21 protein-coding genes and 1 pseudogene are annotated in these 16,487 nt (G+C 70.4%); 12 read left to right on the forward strand and 10 right to left on the reverse strand.

Annotated features, from left to right (window positions below; translation table 11 throughout):
• The first annotated feature begins 16 nt into the window (after positions 1 to 16).
• Entirely contained in the window at positions 17 to 976 is a 960-nt protein-coding gene (locus tag ACOCEP_RS02515; RefSeq protein ID WP_482335549.1) for a nucleoside hydrolase, read from the forward strand.
• Positions 976 to 2,103 (forward strand): C40 family peptidase, encoded by a 1,128-nt coding sequence (locus ACOCEP_RS02520; RefSeq protein WP_482335550.1) that lies wholly within the window; start codon positions 976 to 978, stop codon positions 2,101 to 2,103. Before ACOCEP_RS02515 ends, ACOCEP_RS02520 begins: the two co-directional genes overlap by 1 nt.
• Here ACOCEP_RS02520 and ACOCEP_RS02525 read toward each other — a convergent pair.
• Genes ACOCEP_RS02525 through ACOCEP_RS02535 form a run of 3 tightly spaced genes read right to left on the reverse strand, consistent with a single transcriptional unit; the run spans position 2,100 to position 3,405 of the window.
• Complete coding sequence (locus ACOCEP_RS02525) at positions 2,100 to 2,561, reverse strand: VOC family protein (protein WP_482335551.1); 462 nt, start codon at positions 2,559 to 2,561, stop codon at positions 2,100 to 2,102. The two genes, ACOCEP_RS02520 and ACOCEP_RS02525, sit on opposite strands and share 4 nt — an antisense overlap.
• Positions 2,558 to 3,073 carry an SRPBCC family protein gene (locus ACOCEP_RS02530; RefSeq protein ID WP_482335552.1) on the reverse strand — a complete coding sequence of 172 codons (516 nt, stop codon included), beginning with the start codon at positions 3,071 to 3,073 and terminating at the stop codon, positions 2,558 to 2,560. Before ACOCEP_RS02530 ends, ACOCEP_RS02525 begins: the two co-directional genes overlap by 4 nt.
• Positions 3,070 to 3,405, reverse strand: coding sequence for an ArsR/SmtB family transcription factor (locus ACOCEP_RS02535; protein WP_482335553.1), 336 nt, complete (start codon positions 3,403 to 3,405; stop codon positions 3,070 to 3,072). Before ACOCEP_RS02535 ends, ACOCEP_RS02530 begins: the two co-directional genes overlap by 4 nt.
• 85 nt (positions 3,406 to 3,490) lie before the next feature.
• Here ACOCEP_RS02535 and ACOCEP_RS02540 point away from each other — a divergent pair, with 85 nt between their 5' ends.
• Positions 3,491 to 4,021, forward strand: a complete 531-nt coding sequence (locus ACOCEP_RS02540) for a hypothetical protein (protein WP_482335554.1) — start codon at positions 3,491 to 3,493, stop codon at positions 4,019 to 4,021.
• Between the two features lie 26 nt (positions 4,022 to 4,047).
• Here the strand turns inward: ACOCEP_RS02540 and ACOCEP_RS02545 are convergent, their stop codons facing one another.
• Positions 4,048 to 5,397: a carotenoid oxygenase family protein gene (locus ACOCEP_RS02545; RefSeq protein WP_482335555.1), complete on the reverse strand. Its 1,350-nt coding sequence runs from the start codon at positions 5,395 to 5,397 to the stop codon at positions 4,048 to 4,050.
• Positions 5,398 to 5,486: 89 nt separating this feature from the next.
• Between ACOCEP_RS02545 and ACOCEP_RS02550 the strand changes: the two genes are divergently transcribed.
• Positions 5,487 to 6,011, forward strand: a complete 525-nt coding sequence (locus ACOCEP_RS02550) for a TetR/AcrR family transcriptional regulator (protein ID WP_482335556.1) — start codon at positions 5,487 to 5,489, stop codon at positions 6,009 to 6,011.
• 22 nt (positions 6,012 to 6,033) lie between these two features.
• On the opposite strand, the gene ACOCEP_RS02555 is transcribed toward ACOCEP_RS02550, so the two are convergent.
• Both ACOCEP_RS02555 and ACOCEP_RS02560 read right to left on the reverse strand, forming a co-directional pair.
• Complete coding sequence (locus ACOCEP_RS02555) at positions 6,034 to 7,299, reverse strand: carboxylesterase/lipase family protein (RefSeq protein WP_482335557.1); 1,266 nt, start codon at positions 7,297 to 7,299, stop codon at positions 6,034 to 6,036.
• 10 nt (positions 7,300 to 7,309) lie between these two features.
• Positions 7,310 to 8,215 carry an MBL fold metallo-hydrolase gene (locus ACOCEP_RS02560; RefSeq protein ID WP_482335558.1) on the reverse strand — a complete coding sequence of 302 codons (906 nt, stop codon included), beginning with the start codon at positions 8,213 to 8,215 and terminating at the stop codon, positions 7,310 to 7,312.
• Positions 8,216 to 8,317: 102 nt separating this feature from the next.
• Between ACOCEP_RS02560 and ACOCEP_RS02565 the strand changes: the two are divergent.
• Positions 8,318 to 9,136 (forward strand): annotated as a pseudogene (locus ACOCEP_RS02565) (helix-turn-helix domain-containing protein); the annotation flags it as partial.
• Between the two features lie 24 nt (positions 9,137 to 9,160).
• Here the strand turns inward: ACOCEP_RS02565 and ACOCEP_RS02570 are convergent.
• A complete protein-coding gene (locus ACOCEP_RS02570) occupies positions 9,161 to 9,532 on the reverse strand; it encodes a VOC family protein (RefSeq protein WP_340683549.1) in 372 nt (123 codons plus the stop codon).
• 53 nt (positions 9,533 to 9,585) lie between these two features.
• Here ACOCEP_RS02570 and ACOCEP_RS02575 point away from each other — a divergent pair, with 53 nt between their 5' ends.
• Positions 9,586 to 10,035, forward strand: coding sequence for a MarR family winged helix-turn-helix transcriptional regulator (locus ACOCEP_RS02575; RefSeq protein WP_482335559.1), 450 nt, complete (start codon positions 9,586 to 9,588; stop codon positions 10,033 to 10,035).
• 1 nt (position 10,036) lies between these two features.
• On the opposite strand, the gene ACOCEP_RS02580 is transcribed toward ACOCEP_RS02575, so the two are convergent.
• Positions 10,037 to 10,471: a hypothetical protein gene (locus tag ACOCEP_RS02580; RefSeq protein WP_482335560.1), complete on the reverse strand. Its 435-nt coding sequence runs from the start codon at positions 10,469 to 10,471 to the stop codon at positions 10,037 to 10,039.
• A 153-nt stretch (positions 10,472 to 10,624) separates the two neighbouring features.
• On the opposite strand from ACOCEP_RS02580, the gene lexA reads away from it, so the two are divergent.
• Together lexA and ACOCEP_RS02590 are read left to right on the forward strand one after the other, a co-directional pair.
• Positions 10,625 to 11,281 carry a transcriptional repressor LexA gene (gene lexA / locus ACOCEP_RS02585; protein ID WP_482335561.1) on the forward strand — a complete coding sequence of 219 codons (657 nt, stop codon included), beginning with the start codon at positions 10,625 to 10,627 and terminating at the stop codon, positions 11,279 to 11,281.
• 36 nt (positions 11,282 to 11,317) lie between these two features.
• Positions 11,318 to 11,659, forward strand: coding sequence for a VOC family protein (locus ACOCEP_RS02590; RefSeq protein ID WP_482335562.1), 342 nt, complete (start codon positions 11,318 to 11,320; stop codon positions 11,657 to 11,659).
• Positions 11,660 to 11,661: 2 nt separating this feature from the next.
• On the opposite strand, the gene ACOCEP_RS02595 is transcribed toward ACOCEP_RS02590, so the two are convergent.
• Positions 11,662 to 12,009, reverse strand: coding sequence for a DoxX family protein (locus ACOCEP_RS02595; RefSeq protein WP_482335563.1), 348 nt, complete (start codon positions 12,007 to 12,009; stop codon positions 11,662 to 11,664).
• Between the two features lie 165 nt (positions 12,010 to 12,174).
• On the opposite strand from ACOCEP_RS02595, the gene ACOCEP_RS02600 reads away from it, so the two are divergent.
• Genes ACOCEP_RS02600 through ACOCEP_RS02615 form a run of 4 tightly spaced genes read left to right on the forward strand, consistent with a single transcriptional unit; the run spans position 12,175 to position 15,182 of the window.
• Positions 12,175 to 12,783 carry a TetR/AcrR family transcriptional regulator gene (locus ACOCEP_RS02600; RefSeq protein WP_482335564.1) on the forward strand — a complete coding sequence of 203 codons (609 nt, stop codon included), beginning with the start codon at positions 12,175 to 12,177 and terminating at the stop codon, positions 12,781 to 12,783.
• Between the two features lies 1 nt (position 12,784).
• Positions 12,785 to 13,441 (forward strand): enoyl-CoA hydratase-related protein, encoded by a 657-nt coding sequence (locus ACOCEP_RS02605; protein ID WP_482335565.1) that lies wholly within the window; start codon positions 12,785 to 12,787, stop codon positions 13,439 to 13,441.
• A gap of 5 nt (positions 13,442 to 13,446) precedes the next feature.
• Positions 13,447 to 14,385 carry a sigma-70 family RNA polymerase sigma factor gene (locus tag ACOCEP_RS02610; protein ID WP_482335566.1) on the forward strand — a complete coding sequence of 313 codons (939 nt, stop codon included), beginning with the start codon at positions 13,447 to 13,449 and terminating at the stop codon, positions 14,383 to 14,385.
• Between the two features lie 2 nt (positions 14,386 to 14,387).
• Entirely contained in the window at positions 14,388 to 15,182 is a 795-nt protein-coding gene (locus ACOCEP_RS02615; RefSeq protein ID WP_482335567.1) for an alpha/beta hydrolase, read from the forward strand.
• A gap of 5 nt (positions 15,183 to 15,187) precedes the next feature.
• Here ACOCEP_RS02615 and ACOCEP_RS02620 read toward each other — a convergent pair whose 3' ends face one another.
• Positions 15,188 to 16,174, reverse strand: coding sequence for an acyl-CoA desaturase (locus ACOCEP_RS02620; protein WP_482335568.1), 987 nt, complete (start codon positions 16,172 to 16,174; stop codon positions 15,188 to 15,190).
• Positions 16,175 to 16,487: the final 313 nt, after the last annotated feature.

Raw genomic sequence — 16,487 nt, forward strand, 5'->3', positions numbered from 1 at the left:
AAAGGGGAGCACGCGCATGGGCACCAAGCTGATCATCGACACCGACCCGGGGGTCGACGACGCCTTCGCGCTGGCGCTGGCCGCGCAATCGGAGGACGTCGAACTCCTCGGCGTGACCACGGTGTTCGGCAACGTCCCGCTGAGCCACACCACCGCCAACGCCCGCCGCCTGCTGGAACTCTTCGGCCGCGACGACGTCCCCGTCGCCGCCGGTGCCGCGCGGCCGATGGTCTACGACAACGCCAAGCCCGCCGGGTTCGTCCACGGCGAGGACGGCCTGTCCGGCCACGCCGGGACGCTTCCGGAGGCCAAGCGCCCGCTCGACGAACGCGGCGCCGTCCGCCTGCTGGTGGATCTGCTGGAAGCCGCCGACGAACCGGTGACCATCGCCCCGATCGGCCCGCTGACGAACATCGCGCTGCTGCTGGCGGCCCATCCGGACATCCGCGAGAAGATCGGGCGGATCGTCGTCATGGGCGGAGGCGTGACCAAGGGGAACTCCACCACGGCGGCCGAGTTCAACATCTGGAGCGACCCCGAGGCCGCGCGCCGGGTGCTGGTCGACGAGGACATCCCGACGGTGCTGGTCCCGCTGGACATCACGCACCAGTGTTCGGTCGACACGGACTGGCTCGGCAAACTCGCCGCGTCCGGCCCGCTCGGCGCGGCGCTCGAAGCACTGACCCCGACGTACGTGAAGCACTACACCCCGATCCTCGGCATGCCGGGGATGGTCATGCACGACGCGGTCGCGGTGGCCGAGGCGATCCGGCCGGGCATCCTCGACGTCGAGGCGTACCCCGTGGACGTCGAGTGCGGCTTCGGCCCCGCGCGCGGCGCCACGCTGGTGGACCGGCGAAGGCTGCGAAGCACCGATCCGCAGGCCGTACCGGGCCGCACCATCGACGTCGCGCTGTCCACCGACATCGACGGCTTCCGCGAATTCGTCCTCGGCCGGATCACCGGGGGCCGGTGATGGAACAGGAAACCTCGCGCCGACGCAGGCTTCCGGTGATCGGCGCGGCCGTGGTCGTCGCGGCCGCGGCCCTGGTCGCCGCCATCACCTTCGCGCCGAAGGACGAGCCGAAGACGGAAGCCGCCGCGGTCCAGTCGTCGGCCCCGCCCACACCTCCGCCGCCGTCGTCGTCCGCCCCGGCGGAGATGCCGAAGGAACAGCCGAAGGTCCCGCAGCAGATGGGGCAGGAGTTCGACGCCTGGGTGTCGAAGACCAGCGGCTGGCTCGACATCCCGTTGCGCGCGATGACCGGATACGCGAAGACCACCGTCACGCTGAGCAAGGAAACGCCGGGGTGCCGCCTTTCCTGGGTGACGCTGGCCGCGCTCGGGAAGATCGCCTCCGATCACGGCCGCGCCGCCGGGTCCGGCCTGAACGCCGACGGCGTGATGACCAAACCGCTCGGCGCGGTCGAGGTCCGCGACTTTTACGACAAGGTCGTCTCCTCCGCGAACGCCAGTGGCCCGCTGCAGCTGACGCCGTCGGTGTGGAACCAGTTCCAGGCCTCGGCAGGCGGCGGCAAGCCGGATCCGCAGAACGTCGACGACGCCACGCTCACCGCCGGGCGGGCCCTGTGCGCGGGCGGCCGCGACCTCGGCCAGGGCCAGACGTGGTGGAACGCGGTGAGCACGCTGCAGCCCGCGCCGCTGCTGATGCACCGCACGCTCGCGACGGTGAACGTCTACGGCACGGTCGGCCAGAGCCCGCAGCCGCCGAACGCGGCGGCCCTGAGCGCGGTCAACTTCGCCATCGACAAGATCGGGCTCCCCTACGTCTGGGGTGGCAACGGCACCGGCGGCAGCGACCCCGGTTTCGACTGCTCAGGCCTGACGACGGCCGCGTACGCGAGTGCCGGCGTCAAGCTCATGCGCACCGCCCACACGCAGTACCACAGCGTGAACAAGGTGACCGATCCCCAGCTGGGCGACTTGATCTTCTACGGCGAGCCGAACACGAAGATCCACCACGTCGGGCTGTACATCGGGAATCAGCAGATGATCGACGCCCCGCAGACCGGGCAGGCGGTGCAGGTCCACACCTACCGGAAGCAGGGCGACGACTACGCCGGAGCCGGCCGGCCGACCTAACGCCAGGGCATGTGCTGGAGGCACCAGGTGTTGCCGTCCGGGTCGGCGAAGTGCGCGTAGAACACGCCGCCGGAGTCCTCGATCTCGCTGATCTCGACGCCACGCTCGACGAGCTGGGCGCGGGACGCCTCGATGTCGGCCACCACCAGGTGCAGGCCGCGCAGGGTGCCCGGCGGCATGTCGAGGGTGGGCAGGCCTTCGGCGAGGGTGATCGAGCAGGCCGAACCGGGCGGCGTGAGCTGGACGATGCGGATACCGGGCTTCGGGTTGACGTCGACGTCGAGGCGGAACCCGAGCCGGTCCTGGTAAAAGGCTTTGGCCCGTTCGATGTCGGTGACCGGGACCGGCACGAGCTCCAGCAGCAGCGTGCCAGGCGGTACGGGCGGGTTGCCGGGGTCCTGGGGAACTTCCCCGAGGTCGGCCGGGATCTCGGTGACGGGGGCGGGTGCGTCGGTCATGGATGGCGCCTTTCTTCGGGGTGGTGCGGCAGGGTGGCGAGTACGGCGGCGAGGCGGTCGTATCCTTCGCCGGCACCGCGTCGCATGGGGCCGCGCACGACCATGTCGCGAATTTCGGACGAGGAATAGCGCGCGGTGACGGTCATGGTGGTGTGGTCGTCCGACTCCTCCAGAACGGTGGTGACCAGTGCCGCGCCGTCGGCCCAGTCACGGTGGATCTCGGTCTGCGCGAGCCGAACCGGTGGCACGACCTCACGGAACAGCCCGCGCTGTTCCATCTCGGCGCCGCCCGGCCCGGCCGAGACGAATCGCCAGGCACCGCCTGGGCGCAGGTCGACGTCGCACACGGTGAGCTGCCAGCCGCGGGCGCCGTACCAGCGGCGGAGCAGGTCCGGCTGGGTGAGCGCGGCGAAGACCAGCGGCGCGGGAGCGGCGAAGGTCCGGGTGAGGACGAGGTCGGTGGCCCCGGACGCGGCGACGCGCAGACCGAGGCCGGGGTGCGATGCGGTCACGGCCTGCCGTCCTGCAGGTCGTCCAGCAGGGCGTCCAGTTTCCGGTAGCTCGCTTCCCAGTAGTCGCGGTAGTCGGCCAGCCAGTCCGTTGCCGTCTTGAGCGGCTCGGCCACCAGCCGGCATGGCCGTCGTTGCGCGTCGCGGCTGCGGCTGATCAGGCCCGCCCGTTCGAGCACTCGCAGGTGTTTGGAGACAGCCGGCTGGCTCATCGCGAACGGCGCCGCCAGCTCGGTGACCGTGGCGTCGCCGGCCGCGAGCCTGGCCAGGATGGCCCGCCGGGTGGGGTCGGCGAGCGCCGCGAACGTCGCGTCCAGCGTGTCGCTTGCAACCATTTCCATAACCCTCCGGTTTCATAGCCTGATGGTTTTATAAGCGGAGGCACCCGCTTTGTCAAGAGCACCGGCCTAGGGTGATCGCGTGTATTCACCGATCCCGGTCCTGAACGAGCTCAAGGACCTTCACGACTCGACGCGCGACTATCTCGCCGACGGTTTCGAGCTGCACGACTACGACGACAAAGGCCGGTTCCCCCAGGAGCTGGACGACCCCGAGTTCCTCTCGCGGCTGCTCCCCTTCGCCCAGGCGAACGGCAGCGGTTCGACGTACGCGTTCTGGCGAGCCGACGACGAGACAGACGTCGCCCGGTCGCCGATCGTGGTCTTCGGCGACGAAGGCGGTCAGCACATCATCGCCCGCGACTTCACGGATTTCCTGCGGCTGCTGGGTTTCGACGCCGAAATCATGGTCGACCACGACTCGGCGTACTACTACCGCGAGGAAGACGACGACCACAGCGGCTCGCACGAGCTGTACGTCGGCTGGCTCCGGGAGCGCGGCCTGACGCCGGCCGGGGATCCGGACGGCGTCGTGGCCGCGGCCCAGGAGGCCCACGGGGAGCGGTTCCGGGCGTGGATCACGCCGTTCTACGAAAAGCTCGGCTGGGCCTGAAAACCGCCCGGCCGGGAAGCCGGCGATCAGGCGGCGGGGATCCAGCTGCCGTGCAGTCCCAGCGGGACACGGGCGGGCAGATGGACCCTCGCCAGGGGCTCGCCGGTGAAGTCCTGCGACGCCAGGATCACCAGATCCGCCGCACCGCGGTCGCGGTCGTGGACGTAGACGAGGTTGTAGCCGTCGTCCTCCGCGACCGCGCGAGCCGACGGGACGAACACGGTCTCCCCCGCGCTCGCGTCGCGGCCGAATTCGTGGGCTTCGGTGACGCCGGTCAGGAGGTCGTGTTTGAGCAGGGCGCTGCTGAAACCCTCGTCGGGGCGGTCCGGTTCCGTGGCGCTCGGGGTGGCGTACAGCTCGGCGGCCGCCGAATAGCCGTAGCGGTAGGGCTTCCCGGCGAACCGGCCGTTGAGCCGCGGGAAATCCTGCGGACGGTCGTGCAGCGGCGCGCGCGTGGCCCGGTCGGCCGCGAGGTCCACCGTCCAGCGTTCGAGCACGGGCTTCGAGGCGCCGATGTCGGCGAAGTCGATCGGCCGGGGATGCACGATCACATCCACCACCACGGTTCCGTCGTCCTCGAAGGCGTTCAGGGTGTGACCGACCATGACGGGCGCGGTCTCGAACCACCGCACCGTCCCGCCCACCCTGGGCAGCAATCCCAGCCGTGCCGGCAGTTCCCGGTTCCAGCCGAACGGAACACCCGTTGCCAGGCGTTCGGGCAGGAAGACCATCGGGGACTCGTAGACCACCACGTAGTGCTCGGTGAGCGCGAAGTCGTGCATGTACGGCAACGTGGGCGCCTTGATGTCGGTGACGCTCCGGTTGCGCCCGTCGGGGCCGATCACGATGTGCTGCACGAAATCCGCGCCGTACCGGAAGGCCAGCGAGTGCAGTTCGCCGGTCGCGTGGTCGTACTTGCTGTGCGCGTTGGCGGAGAAACCCTGTTCCGTCGCACCGAGGGAAGCGGGCCCGACGGTGTCGAGTTCGCCGGTCAGCTCGTACGGGGCCAGGCCCCCTTCGATGAGCGCGTAGAGGCGGCCGCCGTGGCCCGCGACCTGCACGTTCGGCGCGAAGTCCAGGCGCTCGTCGGCGACCTGACCGCGCCGCGGTTCCCCGAGCCGGTCGGCCACGGAGGCCGACCGGACCCAGCGATTGCGGTACCACTCGGCGCGGCCGTCGCGCAGGCGCACGCCGTGGACCATGCCCTCCCCGAGGGTCCAGATATGCGCCGACGCGTCTTCGAGGCCGAGCGGGTTCGGGCCGATACGCAGGTAGCGGCCGTCGAGGTCGTCCGGGATCTTCCCGGTGACGGGCAGGTCGAAGGCGGTGATCTCTTCGGTGACCGGGGCGAAGTTGCCCAGGACGTAGCGGTTCATCGTCGGGTTCCTTGCTGCGAGGTGTCTTGAACATTTGTATAATACATTTGTATAAGACACTTGTCACAGCCTGCCGGTAGGATCGCCGCATGGGACAACGAGAGGACCTCCTCGACGGGGCCAAGCGCTGCCTGATCGAACGCGGCTACGCGCACACCACCGCGCGGGACATCACCGCGGCCTCGGGAGCGAACCTCGGCTCCATCGGATACCACTTCGGGTCCAAAGAGGCCCTCATGAACGAGGCCATGATCGAGCTGTCCACCGAGGTGGTCGAGCACCTGCGCGAGCCGGAGGACACTTCGCTCACCACCACTTGGCAGGGCCTCGTCGACTCCTTCAGCGAGCAGCGCGACCTGTGGACCGCCGTCCTGGAGAGCGCCACCCAGGCCATCCGCTTCCCGGAACTGCGCGAACGGCTCGCCGACGCCCAGGACGAAGCGCGCAAGGTCCTCGGCGAACGGCTGTCCGCCACCGACGCCGACGCGGCGGGCGCCGTCCAGTTCGCCCTCATCGCGGGCGTGATGCTGCAGCACCTCGTCGCCCCGGAACGGGCCCCCGGTGCGGAGACGATCGTCCGCGGCCTGGAGACGCTCGCCGCCGGCAAGGCTTGACTCAGGCCATCGCGAAGCGCTGTCAGCCGAAGAACTCGGCAGCGTCTCCGGACCAGCCGGGGTCACCGGTCCTCGCGAAGCCGACCCACGCGCCGTGCATCCTCGCCGCGAGCCCGTCCGGAGCGGGATCGGGCCCGAGCAGGCCCGACTCCCCGTGCAGCCACGGCTCGTCGGCGACGTCGAAGACGAACGGCAATTCGACCGTGTGGGCGGCGCCGAGCCGCCCGTCCAACGCCGTCGAGCGATAACCGAACGAGTACCGGTGGGTGTGGCCGCCCGAGGCCCGTGAGTGCGCCGACGCCAGCCGCTCGGTACCGGCGCCGAACAGCGTGTACCCGAGATCTGTTCGGCCGTAAAGGTTTCCTTCCTCGGTGTTGGTGCCGATGAGCAGCGCGACGTCGCCGTCGAGCGGGCCGTCGGCGGGCTGGACCGCCGATACCAGGCTGAACGGGCTCAGCCCGGCCAGCGGATCCTCGGCGGTTTCGGTCCGCAGATCGAGACCGGCCAGCGCGGGCAGGATCGCCACGAACCGCTCGTCCGGGATCTCCCCGAACGCTTTCGCGGCAGGCTCCGCTCCCAGCGCCGCGGCGGCCGCCGCGGTGACCCTCGCCGCCTGCTCCGGTGTGAAGGCGCCGGTTCCGCTGCCGCTCTGGACGATCGCCCGGCGGAACAACCCCTTGGCCTCCGGCGTCGCGAGCAGCGCGCCGGTGAGCGTCGCTCCCGCCGACTGCCCGAAGACGGTGACGTTGCCCGGATCGCCCCCGAACACCGCGATCGTGTCCCGCACCCAGCCGAGCGCGGCGAGCACGTCGAGCAGCCCGCGGTTGGGCGGGGCGCCTTCCAGGTCCAGGAAACCGGGGACGCCGAGGCGGTAGTTCACCGTCACCAGGACGACACCGTCGCGCGCGAACGCCCGGCCGTCGTAGAGCGCGGCACGGGCCGACCCGGTGACGAAACCGCCGCCGTGCACGAACACCATGACCGGACGACGGCCACCGTCCGCCGCGGGCGTCCGGACGTCGACGGTGAGGTACTCCTCGCCGCGTACCCAGCCGGGGCCGAAATACGGGGTCATGTCGAGCCCGCCGAAGTCGCGCGGCGGCTGGGGAGCCGTCGGGCCGGGCCGCGTGCCGTCGCGGACGCCGGACCAGCCCGGGTGTGGCGCCGGTGGCAGGAAGCGACCGGGCCCGGCCAGAGCCGCCGCGTAGGGGATGGCGCGGTAGAGCTCGCCGAAGGAATCACGGCTGCCGCGCACCGCACCGGACGGGGTTTCTGCTTGCACGTACACGAAAAACTCCTCAGGAGAGGGAAGAGAACCCGGCCCACCGCGCGATCGCGAACTTCGATCCGCGGCGCTCGACCCGCACGGCGCCCTGGGCACCGAAATGCGCGGGGAAGACGAGTGCGTTGTCGTCGGCGGCCTGACCGAGCAGCTTGTGCCGGGTGGCCCGGGAGCCGGCCGGGTCTTCGCAATAGGGCGAATTGGTGTCCGGCTCGACGATCTGCAGCGCGGTGTGCACGAGGTCGCCCACGAACAACGCCCGTTCCCCGCCCGACTCCAGCGTGAGCACCGACGATCCGGGAGTGTGACCGGGGGCGAGATCCAGCCGCAGGTTCCGGTCGATGCGGTGCGTGCCGTCCCACAGACGGGTCAGCCCCGCCTCGTGCACCGGCGAGACACTGTCCTCGAAGACGTTCTGATTTCCGCGCCCCAGCACGGAATCGTGCGCTTCGGCCGGATTCCAGAAGTCGAAATCGGGGCGCGGCATCAGATACGTGGCGTTCGGGAACGTCGGCACCCAGGTGCGCCCGTCGAGACGGGTGTTCCAGCCGACGTGGTCGATGTGCAGATGGGTGTTCACCACGACGTCGACGTCCTCGGGCCGCACCCCGGCGGCCGCGAGGTTGTCGAGGTAGGCGGTGTCGAGGCGGTTCCACACCGCCGCGTACGGCCGGTCCTTGTGGTTGCCGACCCCGGTGTCGACGAGGATCGTGCGTCCTTCGCTGCGGATCAGCCAGGACTGGAGCGCCGCAAGGCACTCGCCGGTCTCGGGGTTCCAGAAATCGGGCGCGAGCCAGTCGCGATGTTCGTCCCACGCGCCGCCGGGGCTGTCCGGCAGGAACTCGGCCGGGGTCATGCCGAGCGAACCGTAGAACTCCTTGACCCGGGTGACGGTGACGTCTCCGATGGTGATCTCGTCCATGCCACCGAGCCTGGAGTCCCGGCCGGACGCGGGCCACGCCCGGCTTTTCCTCCCACCGGGAGGGTGTGGCTGACGCGGACCGCGCCACGGATACTCGGGCTCATGGACGGACCTGGCCCGCTCGGGGACTTTCTGCGGGCGCGACGGGCCCGGCTGCGCCCGGAAGACGTCGGCCTGCGCGACTTCGGGGCCCGCCGCCGGGTCGCCGGGCTGCGCCGGGAGGAACTGGCCCAGCTCGCGGGAGTCAGCGTCTCCTACTACGCGCGGCTGGAGCAGGGCATGTCCCGCGGAGCTTCGGCCGAGGTGCTCGACGCCATCGCCCGCGCGCTCCGGCTCGACGGCCACGAACGCGAACACCTCGAACGGCTCGCCACCGCCGCCCGCCGCACCCCGCGGGCACGCCGTCCGCGGCCCGAGAAGCTCCACGACGAGACCCGGGATCTCCTGGCCACCGTCGACGCTCCCGCGCTGGTGCTCGGCCGCCGCTCGGACGTCCTGGCGTGGAATCCCCTCGGCCACGCCCTGCTGGCCGGACATCTGGACTTCCACGCCCCGGACGACCCGGCTCGACGGCCGAACATGGCGCGGATGGCGTTCCTGGATCCGCACTCCCGGGACCTGTACGCCGAGTGGAAGCGGAAGATCCGCGCGGTGGTCGGCAGCCTGCGGATCGCCGTCGGCAAGCATCCCGAAGACCCGCTGCTCGCGGAGCTGATCGGCGAGCTGACGATGAAGAGCACCGAGTTCGTCGCGCTTTGGAGCGACCATCGTGTCCGCCCCTGCGACGCCGAAAGCTACGAACTGCGGCATCCGGTCGTCGGCGCGGTCAGCGTGACCCAGCAGACCCTGTCGATCGCCCGTTCGCCGGACCAGCTGCTGATCGTGTGCACGACTCCCTCGGGCTCGTCGGACGCGCGGGCCCTCACGCTGCTGCGGCAGGCGAGCTCAGGCCTTGTCGTGCACGGTGATCGCGTAGCCGTCCGGGTCCGCGAAGGCGAACGTACGGCCGAAGGGCCCGTCGAACGGCTCCGTGAGGATGGTGACGCCGGCGTCGGCCAGCCGGTCGTGCAGCCCCTGCGCGTCGTCGGCGTGCAGCCACATCGCCACCCCTGATCCCGGCCGCGGGGAGATGGCGTCGAGATCCGTACCCGGCACGGGTTCCCGCACCGCGAACGGGATCGTCTTCGTGCCGAACACCACCGCGTGCGGCGGCGCGACGGGCAGCCTGCTCAGCCCGAGGTGGGTCTCGTAGAACGCGGCCGCGCGGTCGAGGTCGCGCACCTGCAGTGAGAAGAAATCGGGTCCGGTGACGGTCATGTCGGCCTCCATGTCAGTGTGTTGACATAGGCAATGTATGTCATGATGCTGACATGAGTCAAGGCGACCTTGTCGGCCCTCTGGACCAAGCGGTGGGATACCTGCTGAAACGAGCGGCGACGGCGCTCCGGACGGCGATGGACACAGCGTTGCGCCCGCTCGATCTGACCGTGCCGCAGTACTCCTGCCTCGAAGTGCTCTCGCAGCGGCCGGGGCTGTCCAACGCGGAACTGGCCAGGGCCGTGTTCGTCACCCGGCAGTCGATGAACCTGGTCCTGCGTGGATTGCAGGACCGAGGGCTCATCACCCGCCCGGCGACCGCGCCCCAGGGCCGGGCCCTCCCCAGCACCCTCACTCCCGAGGGACGCGAACGGCTTCACGCCGCCAGCGGCGTCGTACGCGCGGTCCAGGACCGGATGCTCACGCCGTTCTCGGCGGACGAACGGGACCGGCTGCTCCACGACCTCGCCGCCTGCGCCGACGCGCTCGCCCCCGAGGAATGACTCAGGACCTCTTGCTCACCAGTGTTTCCGGTTTGAACGCGTACACGTCGGCGCCCTGGACCAGCACGTGCCATTCACCGCAGACCTGGTCGGTCCGGCTCTCCAACCCCACCGGCCACCACTGGGCGGCGAGGGTGGCGGGCTGGGTCGCGGCCGCCCCCGGCACGCAGAGGCTGGGCAGCGTCCCGCCGGTGAATCTCAGGATCCGCTCCGAACCCGTGGTCCGGATGACCTCCGTGATCGACGTCGCTCCGTCCGGCACCCACTCCGGCAGCCGGGCGTCCTCGTCCCGCTTGCCCTCCGCGCCGGTCGCGTAGCCGACCGTCTTGACGTGTCCGTTCGCCTTTTCGGTCAGTCCTTCCCTGAGACCGCATCCGGACAGGACGACCGCGGCCGTCGCGGCGGTGAGAACCGCCGTGGTGATCTTCGTGTTCATACGATCGAGTCAACCTCGCGGAACCGGCCACGGGATCGGACTTTCGGCCCGCCCGCGCCGCCATCCGGCCGATCTCGACGGCGATTTCCCCGCGCGCCCGCGAGCCGGATACCGCGGCGATCGCGGCGGTCCGCACGAACTACCATTCCGCTGATGACCGCCTACCAAGATCTCGAGCTGTTCGAGGAAGCCGCTTCCCTGCCCGAGCGGCAACAGAAGATCCTGCTGACCATCCGCGAATGGGTGACGGAGTACGGATACTCGCCGAGCACGCGCGAGATCGGTGAAGCGGTCGGGCTCCGCTCGACGTCCTCGGTGTCGAAGCATCTCGCGGCCTTGGAGGAGAAGGGCTTCCTCCGCCGCAGCAGCTCGATCTCCCGCCCCATCGACGTCCGCGCCTTCCTGCACGGCACCTCGCCGAAAGCGTCCACAGAGGACTCCGTGCCGGTCCCCGTCGTCGGTGACATCGCCGCGGGAACGCCGATCTCGGCCGTCGAGCACGTCGACGACGTGATGACCCTTCCGCGTGAACTCACCGGCCGCGGCACCGTCTTCGGGTTGCGGGTGCGCGGTGATTCGATGGTCGACGCGGCGATCTGCGACGGCGACATCGTCGTGGTGAAGCAGCAGCGGGAGGCGCATTCCGGCCAGATCGTCGCCGCGATGATCGACGAGGAGGCCACGGTCAAGGTGTACCGCCGCCGCGACGGCCACGTGTACCTCGAACCGCGCAACCCCGCCTACGACGTCATCGACGGGGACCGCGCGACCGTGCTCGGCGTCGTGGTGTCGGTCCTGCGCAGCGTCTGAGACTTTCTGTCGGTGGTCCGGAGTAGCTTCCGGGCCATGTACGAAATCGACTTCGTCGAGTTCCCGTCGAGTTCGGCGGAGGGCTCGGGCGAGTTCTTCGAAAAGGCCTTCGGGTGGACGGCCGCGGCCTACGGCCCGACGTATACCGACGTCCAGAGCGGCGGCGTGGTCTCGTTCGGCTTCCAGCAGGACGCCGCGCAGCGGACGGCCGCGCCACTGGTGACGATCCGCACCGACGACCTCGCCCGGGCGAAGGCTTCCGTCGAGGCCGCGGGCGGAGTCGTCACCGTCGAGCCGTTCTCCTTCCCCGGCGGGCGCCGGTTCCACTTCCGCGAGCCCGGCGGCGCCGAACTCGCGGTGTGGTCCCCGGATTCCTGACCTCAAGCGGCGAAGCCGAGCACCAAGGAGGCGGCGACGGGCGTCATGTACATCAGCGGGAACGCGACGTGCGACGGCCAGTGCGCGCGAAGCACGGTGATCACCGCGCCGGTGAAGTAGAGCACCAGGCCGATCCCGGCCGCGACGCCGAGCGCGGGCACCCACAGGCCGGTGATCAGGCCGAGCGCGCCCGCCGCCTTGGCGACGCCGAGCGGCGTCCACCAGCCGCGGGGGACGCCGTAGTCGGCCAGCGGCCGCACGACCCACTTGGCGCGAAAGAAGATCGAGGCGGCCGAGAACGCGGCCATGAACGCTCCGACGACGGTGACGATGACATAGGCGGTGGTCATTTCGGTTTCTCCTTGGCTTCTCGGTGGTTCAGCGGGTTGACCCCGGCCGTCCACCGGATGTGACAACCTGGCCGCAGAGCCGTTCATGACCCCCGTCACATCCCGCCATGGCGGGCTTCTCCGCCTGACAAAGTTTTAGAGCGAGTGCTCTGTTATTCTCGCGTGATGGCCCGCCCCCGCGTGCACGACCTGGACCGGCTGCTCGACGCGGCCGAGCGCCTCGTCGTCGAGGCCGGCGCTCAAGGCGTCACCGTCCGGTCGCTCGCGACCGCCGCGGGCGTGTCCAACGGCACGATCTATCACGCCTTCGGCTCCCTCGGCGCGCTGCTGGCCCGTGTCTGGCTTCGCGCCGCAGGCGAGTTCCTCGACCTCCAGACCGAGCTGGCCGCCCAAGCCGAAGACCCCGCCGCGGCGGTCGCCGCCACCGCGGGCGCGCCGGCCGTGTTCGCCGACCGCAGGCCGGAAGCCGCCCGACTGCTCATCACGGTCAAGAAGGAGCACCTGCTCGGCCCACAGATCCCCGACGACCTCGCGGGCGACCTTCTGGCACTCGACAAGCGCCTGGTCGCGCTCCTGGTCCGGCTCGCCGACCGGCTCTGGAACCGGCGGGACGCGCTGGCCGTCGAGGTGCTGACCACCTGCGTGGTCGATCTGCCGACGGCCCTGTTCCGCCGCGCGTTCAGTGCGGGCGAACCGATCTCCGAAGACTCCCGCGCGCGGCTCACCGCCGCGGTCCGCGCCATACTCCTGCTCCCACCCCCACGGAAGGACTGAAATGCCCACACTGCGCCACGACGCCCCGGTGTTCCTGCTGGACCTCGGCGACGACGAGAACCGCTTCTCGCCCTCCTGGCTGGAAACCGTCCATTCCCAGCTGGACACCGTCGTCGCCTATCCGGATCCGGCCGTGCTGGTCACCGTCGGCTCCGGGAAGTTCTACTCGAACGGCCTCGATCTCGAATGGCTCACCAGCAATCCCGCTCAGGCCGCGCACTACGTCGCCGACGTCCACGAGCTGCTGGCCCGTGTGCTCACCCTCGGCGTGCACACGGTCGCCGCGATCAACGGGCACGCGTTCGGCGCCGGGGCCATGCTGGCGATGGCGCACGACTTCCGGGTGATGCGCGCCGACCGCGGGTACTTCTGCTTCCCCGAAGCGGATATCAACATCCCGTTCACGCCGGGGATGGCGGCGCTGATCCAGGGCAAGCTCACCCCCGCCGCCGCGATCGCGTCGATGACCACCGGACGCCGGTTCGGCGGGACGGACGCGCGGGATCTGGGGCTCGTCGACGCCGTCGCCGAGAAGCCCGCGTTGCTCGAGTACGCGGCCGAACTCGTCCGCCCGCTGGCAGGCAAGGATCGCGGCACCCTGTCCGCGATCAAGACGACGATGTTCACGCCCGCCGTCACCGCGCTCCGCGCCAAGTAGCCGTCGTGCCCACCGACGACGCGGCGTTCGATCGGCTGGTCGAGCCGCTTCGCCGCGAGCTGCACGCCCACTGCTATCGGCTGCTCGGCTCGGTCCACGACGCCGACGACGCCCTGCAGGACGCGCTCCTGCGAGCCTGGCGGGGGATGGACCGGTTCGAGGGCCGCAGCTCGATGCGCACCTGGCTCTACACCATCGTCACCCGGACCTGCCTGGACATCGCGGCCGCTCGCGGCAAGCGGGCGTTGCCGATGGACCTGGGCCCGGCGAGCGAGCGAGTCGTGCTCGAAGACGCCCCGGCGACCGAGGTGGCGTGGCTCGGCCCGTATCCGGACGCGCCCGACACCCGGTACGAGCGGCGCGAGACCGTCGAGCTGGCCTTCGTCGCCGCCTTGCAACACCTGCCGGGTAACCAGCGGGCCGCGCTGGTGCTCTTCGAGGTCCTCGGCTTCACCGCCGCCGAAATCGCGTCCACAATGGACACTTCGGTCGCGGCGGTGAACAGCGCGCTGCAACGCGCGCGGGCGATCGTCGGCGAGAAGATCCCGGCGCCGGAGAAGCTCGAAGACGGCCGGACACGCGAGCTCGCCGCGAACTTCGCCTCCGCGCTGGAGCGTGGCGACGCCGACGCGCTCGTGGCGTTGCTGACCAAGGACGTCACCTGGTCCATGCCACCGCTCACGCGCTGGTACAGCGGCATCGACGCGGTGACCGCCTTCGCCATCGCCGTCCCGCTGGGCCGGTGCCCGAGCTGGCGCACCGAGATCCTCACGGCCAACGGGCAGCCCGCCGTCGCCTGCTACCTGGGCGAATCGGCCGACGCCGTCCATCGCGCCTGGTCCATCAACGTGCTCACCCCGCGCGAAGACCGGATCGGCGAGATCACCTCGTTCCTCGACGCGGACCTGTTCGCGCGGTTCGGCCTTCCCCAGGCGAAGGCCTGAGCATGCGCAAGAGGGTGTTGATCGCGCTGGCGGTGGCCGTCACCATCGTCGGCGTGGTCTTCGGTGGCGCCTTCGCCTTCCAGCGCAAGCTGATCTACCTCCCCGAGGGAGGTCCGCTCGCCGGCGCCGCCGACCTACTGCCCGGCGGCAGGGACGTCACACTCACCACCTCGGACGGGCTGAGCCTTTCGAGCTGGTACTTCCCGGCCACCGGCGCGAAAGCGGCCGTGCTGGTCGCGCCGGGCAACGCCGGGAACCGGTCGTATCGCGTGCCGATGGCCCGCGCGCTGACCGCGCGCGGGCTCTCGGTGCTGCTCCTGGACTATCGCGGCTACGGCGGCAATCCCGGTGAACCGTCCGAAGACGGGCTCGCGCTGGACGTCCGCGCCGCACAGGACTTCCTGGCCCGCGAGGCCGGGACGCCGCTGATCTACTTCGGCGAGAGCCTCGGCTCCGCGGTCGTCACAGAACTGGCCGCCGAGCGCCCGCCGTCCGCGCTCGTGTTGCGCTCGCCGTTCGTCGACCTCGCGTCGGTCGGGCGACGGCACTACCCGTTCCTGCCGGTCCGCTGGCTGCTGCGGGACCAGTTCCCGACGAGGGAGAACGTCGCACGGGTGAAAGCGCCGGTGACCGTCGTGTACGGCGCCGCGGACTCGATCGTCCCGGCTGAGCAGAGCCGTGCCGTGGCGCGGGCGGCCGGTGCCACGGCGATCGAGGTCCCCGGCGCCGATCACAACGATCCGGTGTTGTCCGACGGACCGGAACTGATCGGCGCCATCGCGGGCGCGGTTCGCTGACGGGCTCAGGCCCGGTTCGCGCTCCGGCCCAGTGACAGGGCGTGGCCCGGGTTGAGTTTCCGGCCGAGGCGATCGGCCTTGGGCCAGCGGACGTCCGTCGCCCAGCCCGCCTTCTCGAACAGCCAGATCAGCCGCGCCGAGATGTCGAGCTGACCGCGGCGGACGCCGTGCCGGGCGCCGGTGGGGTCGGCGTGGTGGGAGTTGTGCCAGGACTCGCCCATCGAGGCGATGGCGAGCGGCCAGAAGTTCGCGGATTTGTCGCGGGCGGCGAACGGCCGGTCGCCGATCAGGTGACAGAGCGAGTTCACCGACCAGGTGACGTGGTGCAGCAGCGCCACGCGGACCAGGCTCGCCCAGAAGAACGCGGTGACCGCGCCCCACCACGACATCGTGAGCACGCCGCCGAGGACGGCGGGCGCGAGCAACGTCACGACGGTGAGCAGCGGGAACAGGCGATCGATCCGGACGATGTCACGGTCGGCGAGCAGATCGGGGGCGAACCGGTGCGCGTTGGTCTTCTCGCGCTCGAACAGCCAGCCCATGTGGGCGTGCCAGAAGCCTCGGGCCAGCGCGGCCGGGCCGCTGCCGAACCGCCACGGGGAGTGGGGGTCGCCCTCGCGGTCGGCGAAGGCGTGATGGCGCCGATGGTCGGCGACCCAGCCGATGACCGGGCCCTGCATGGCCATGCTGCCGGCGACCGCGAGGGCGATCCGCAGGCCGCGGCCGGCCTTGAAGGCGCCGTGGGTGAAGTAGCGGTGGAAACCGATGGTCACGCCGAGGCCGGTGAGGAAGTAGAACCCGGCGGCCAGGCCGAGGTCCACCCAGCCGAGGCCCCAGCCCCACGCGAAGGGGACGGACGCGGCCAGCGCCAGCAACGGCACCACCGCGAAGAGTTTGACGAGGAGATTTTCGGTGGTGCTCTGCTCCCCGGACAGCATGGGCTGTGGTGCCCGGCGCTCTTCGCTGTCCGGGGGTCTTAGAACTGAAGTCATATCGCCGCTTCTCGTCGATGGCCAGGACTGTGCTCGTTGCCAGCCTGGTACCGGCTGTCAGCCGGTGTCACGGCGCGACGCGCGGAAAGCGACGCCCGCGACGAATTCTGCGCGAGCGTGCTTGGACAACACGACACCCAAAACGTTGGTCTGACCGGTCAACGAACGGCGTCGGCCGAAGGTTCCGGTGCGGGGTGAGAAGGTTCGCGAAAAAGATCCGTGTATCGCTCGCCTTGCGGGGCCGGGGGTTCTTGTCGCTCGACCTGGTTGTCGAGCGGATGACTGAACAGCGCACCGTCGGTGCTGTGAGTTT

The organism is Amycolatopsis sp. CA-211722 (assembly GCF_056828465.1).

Excerpts from the sequence above, each read along its gene's own strand:
- ACOCEP_RS02515 (WP_482335549.1), top strand. The coding sequence starts at position 17 with ATGGGCACCAAGCTGATCATCGACACCGACCCGGGGGTCGACGACGCC.
- ACOCEP_RS02520 (WP_482335550.1), top strand. The coding sequence starts at position 976 with ATGGAACAGGAAACCTCGCGCCGACGCAGGCTTCCGGTGATCGGCGCG.
- ACOCEP_RS02525 (WP_482335551.1), bottom strand. The coding sequence starts at position 2,561 with ATGACCGACGCACCCGCCCCCGTCACCGAGATCCCGGCCGACCTCGGG.
- ACOCEP_RS02535 (WP_482335553.1), bottom strand. The coding sequence starts at position 3,405 with ATGGTTGCAAGCGACACGCTGGACGCGACGTTCGCGGCGCTCGCCGAC.
- ACOCEP_RS02545 (WP_482335555.1), bottom strand. The coding sequence starts at position 5,397 with ATGAACCGCTACGTCCTGGGCAACTTCGCCCCGGTCACCGAAGAGATC.
- ACOCEP_RS02550 (WP_482335556.1), top strand. The coding sequence starts at position 5,487 with ATGGGACAACGAGAGGACCTCCTCGACGGGGCCAAGCGCTGCCTGATC.
- ACOCEP_RS02560 (WP_482335558.1), bottom strand. The coding sequence starts at position 8,215 with ATGGACGAGATCACCATCGGAGACGTCACCGTCACCCGGGTCAAGGAG.
- ACOCEP_RS02570 (WP_340683549.1), bottom strand. The coding sequence starts at position 9,532 with ATGACCGTCACCGGACCCGATTTCTTCTCACTGCAGGTGCGCGACCTC.
- ACOCEP_RS02575 (WP_482335559.1), top strand. The coding sequence starts at position 9,586 with ATGAGTCAAGGCGACCTTGTCGGCCCTCTGGACCAAGCGGTGGGATAC.
- ACOCEP_RS02580 (WP_482335560.1), bottom strand. The coding sequence starts at position 10,471 with ATGAACACGAAGATCACCACGGCGGTTCTCACCGCCGCGACGGCCGCG.
- lexA (WP_482335561.1), top strand. The coding sequence starts at position 10,625 with ATGACCGCCTACCAAGATCTCGAGCTGTTCGAGGAAGCCGCTTCCCTG.
- ACOCEP_RS02590 (WP_482335562.1), top strand. The coding sequence starts at position 11,318 with ATGTACGAAATCGACTTCGTCGAGTTCCCGTCGAGTTCGGCGGAGGGC.
- ACOCEP_RS02595 (WP_482335563.1), bottom strand. The coding sequence starts at position 12,009 with ATGACCACCGCCTATGTCATCGTCACCGTCGTCGGAGCGTTCATGGCC.
- ACOCEP_RS02600 (WP_482335564.1), top strand. The coding sequence starts at position 12,175 with ATGGCCCGCCCCCGCGTGCACGACCTGGACCGGCTGCTCGACGCGGCC.
- ACOCEP_RS02605 (WP_482335565.1), top strand. The coding sequence starts at position 12,785 with ATGCCCACACTGCGCCACGACGCCCCGGTGTTCCTGCTGGACCTCGGC.
- ACOCEP_RS02615 (WP_482335567.1), top strand. The coding sequence starts at position 14,388 with ATGCGCAAGAGGGTGTTGATCGCGCTGGCGGTGGCCGTCACCATCGTC.
- ACOCEP_RS02620 (WP_482335568.1), bottom strand. The coding sequence starts at position 16,174 with ATGACTTCAGTTCTAAGACCCCCGGACAGCGAAGAGCGCCGGGCACCA.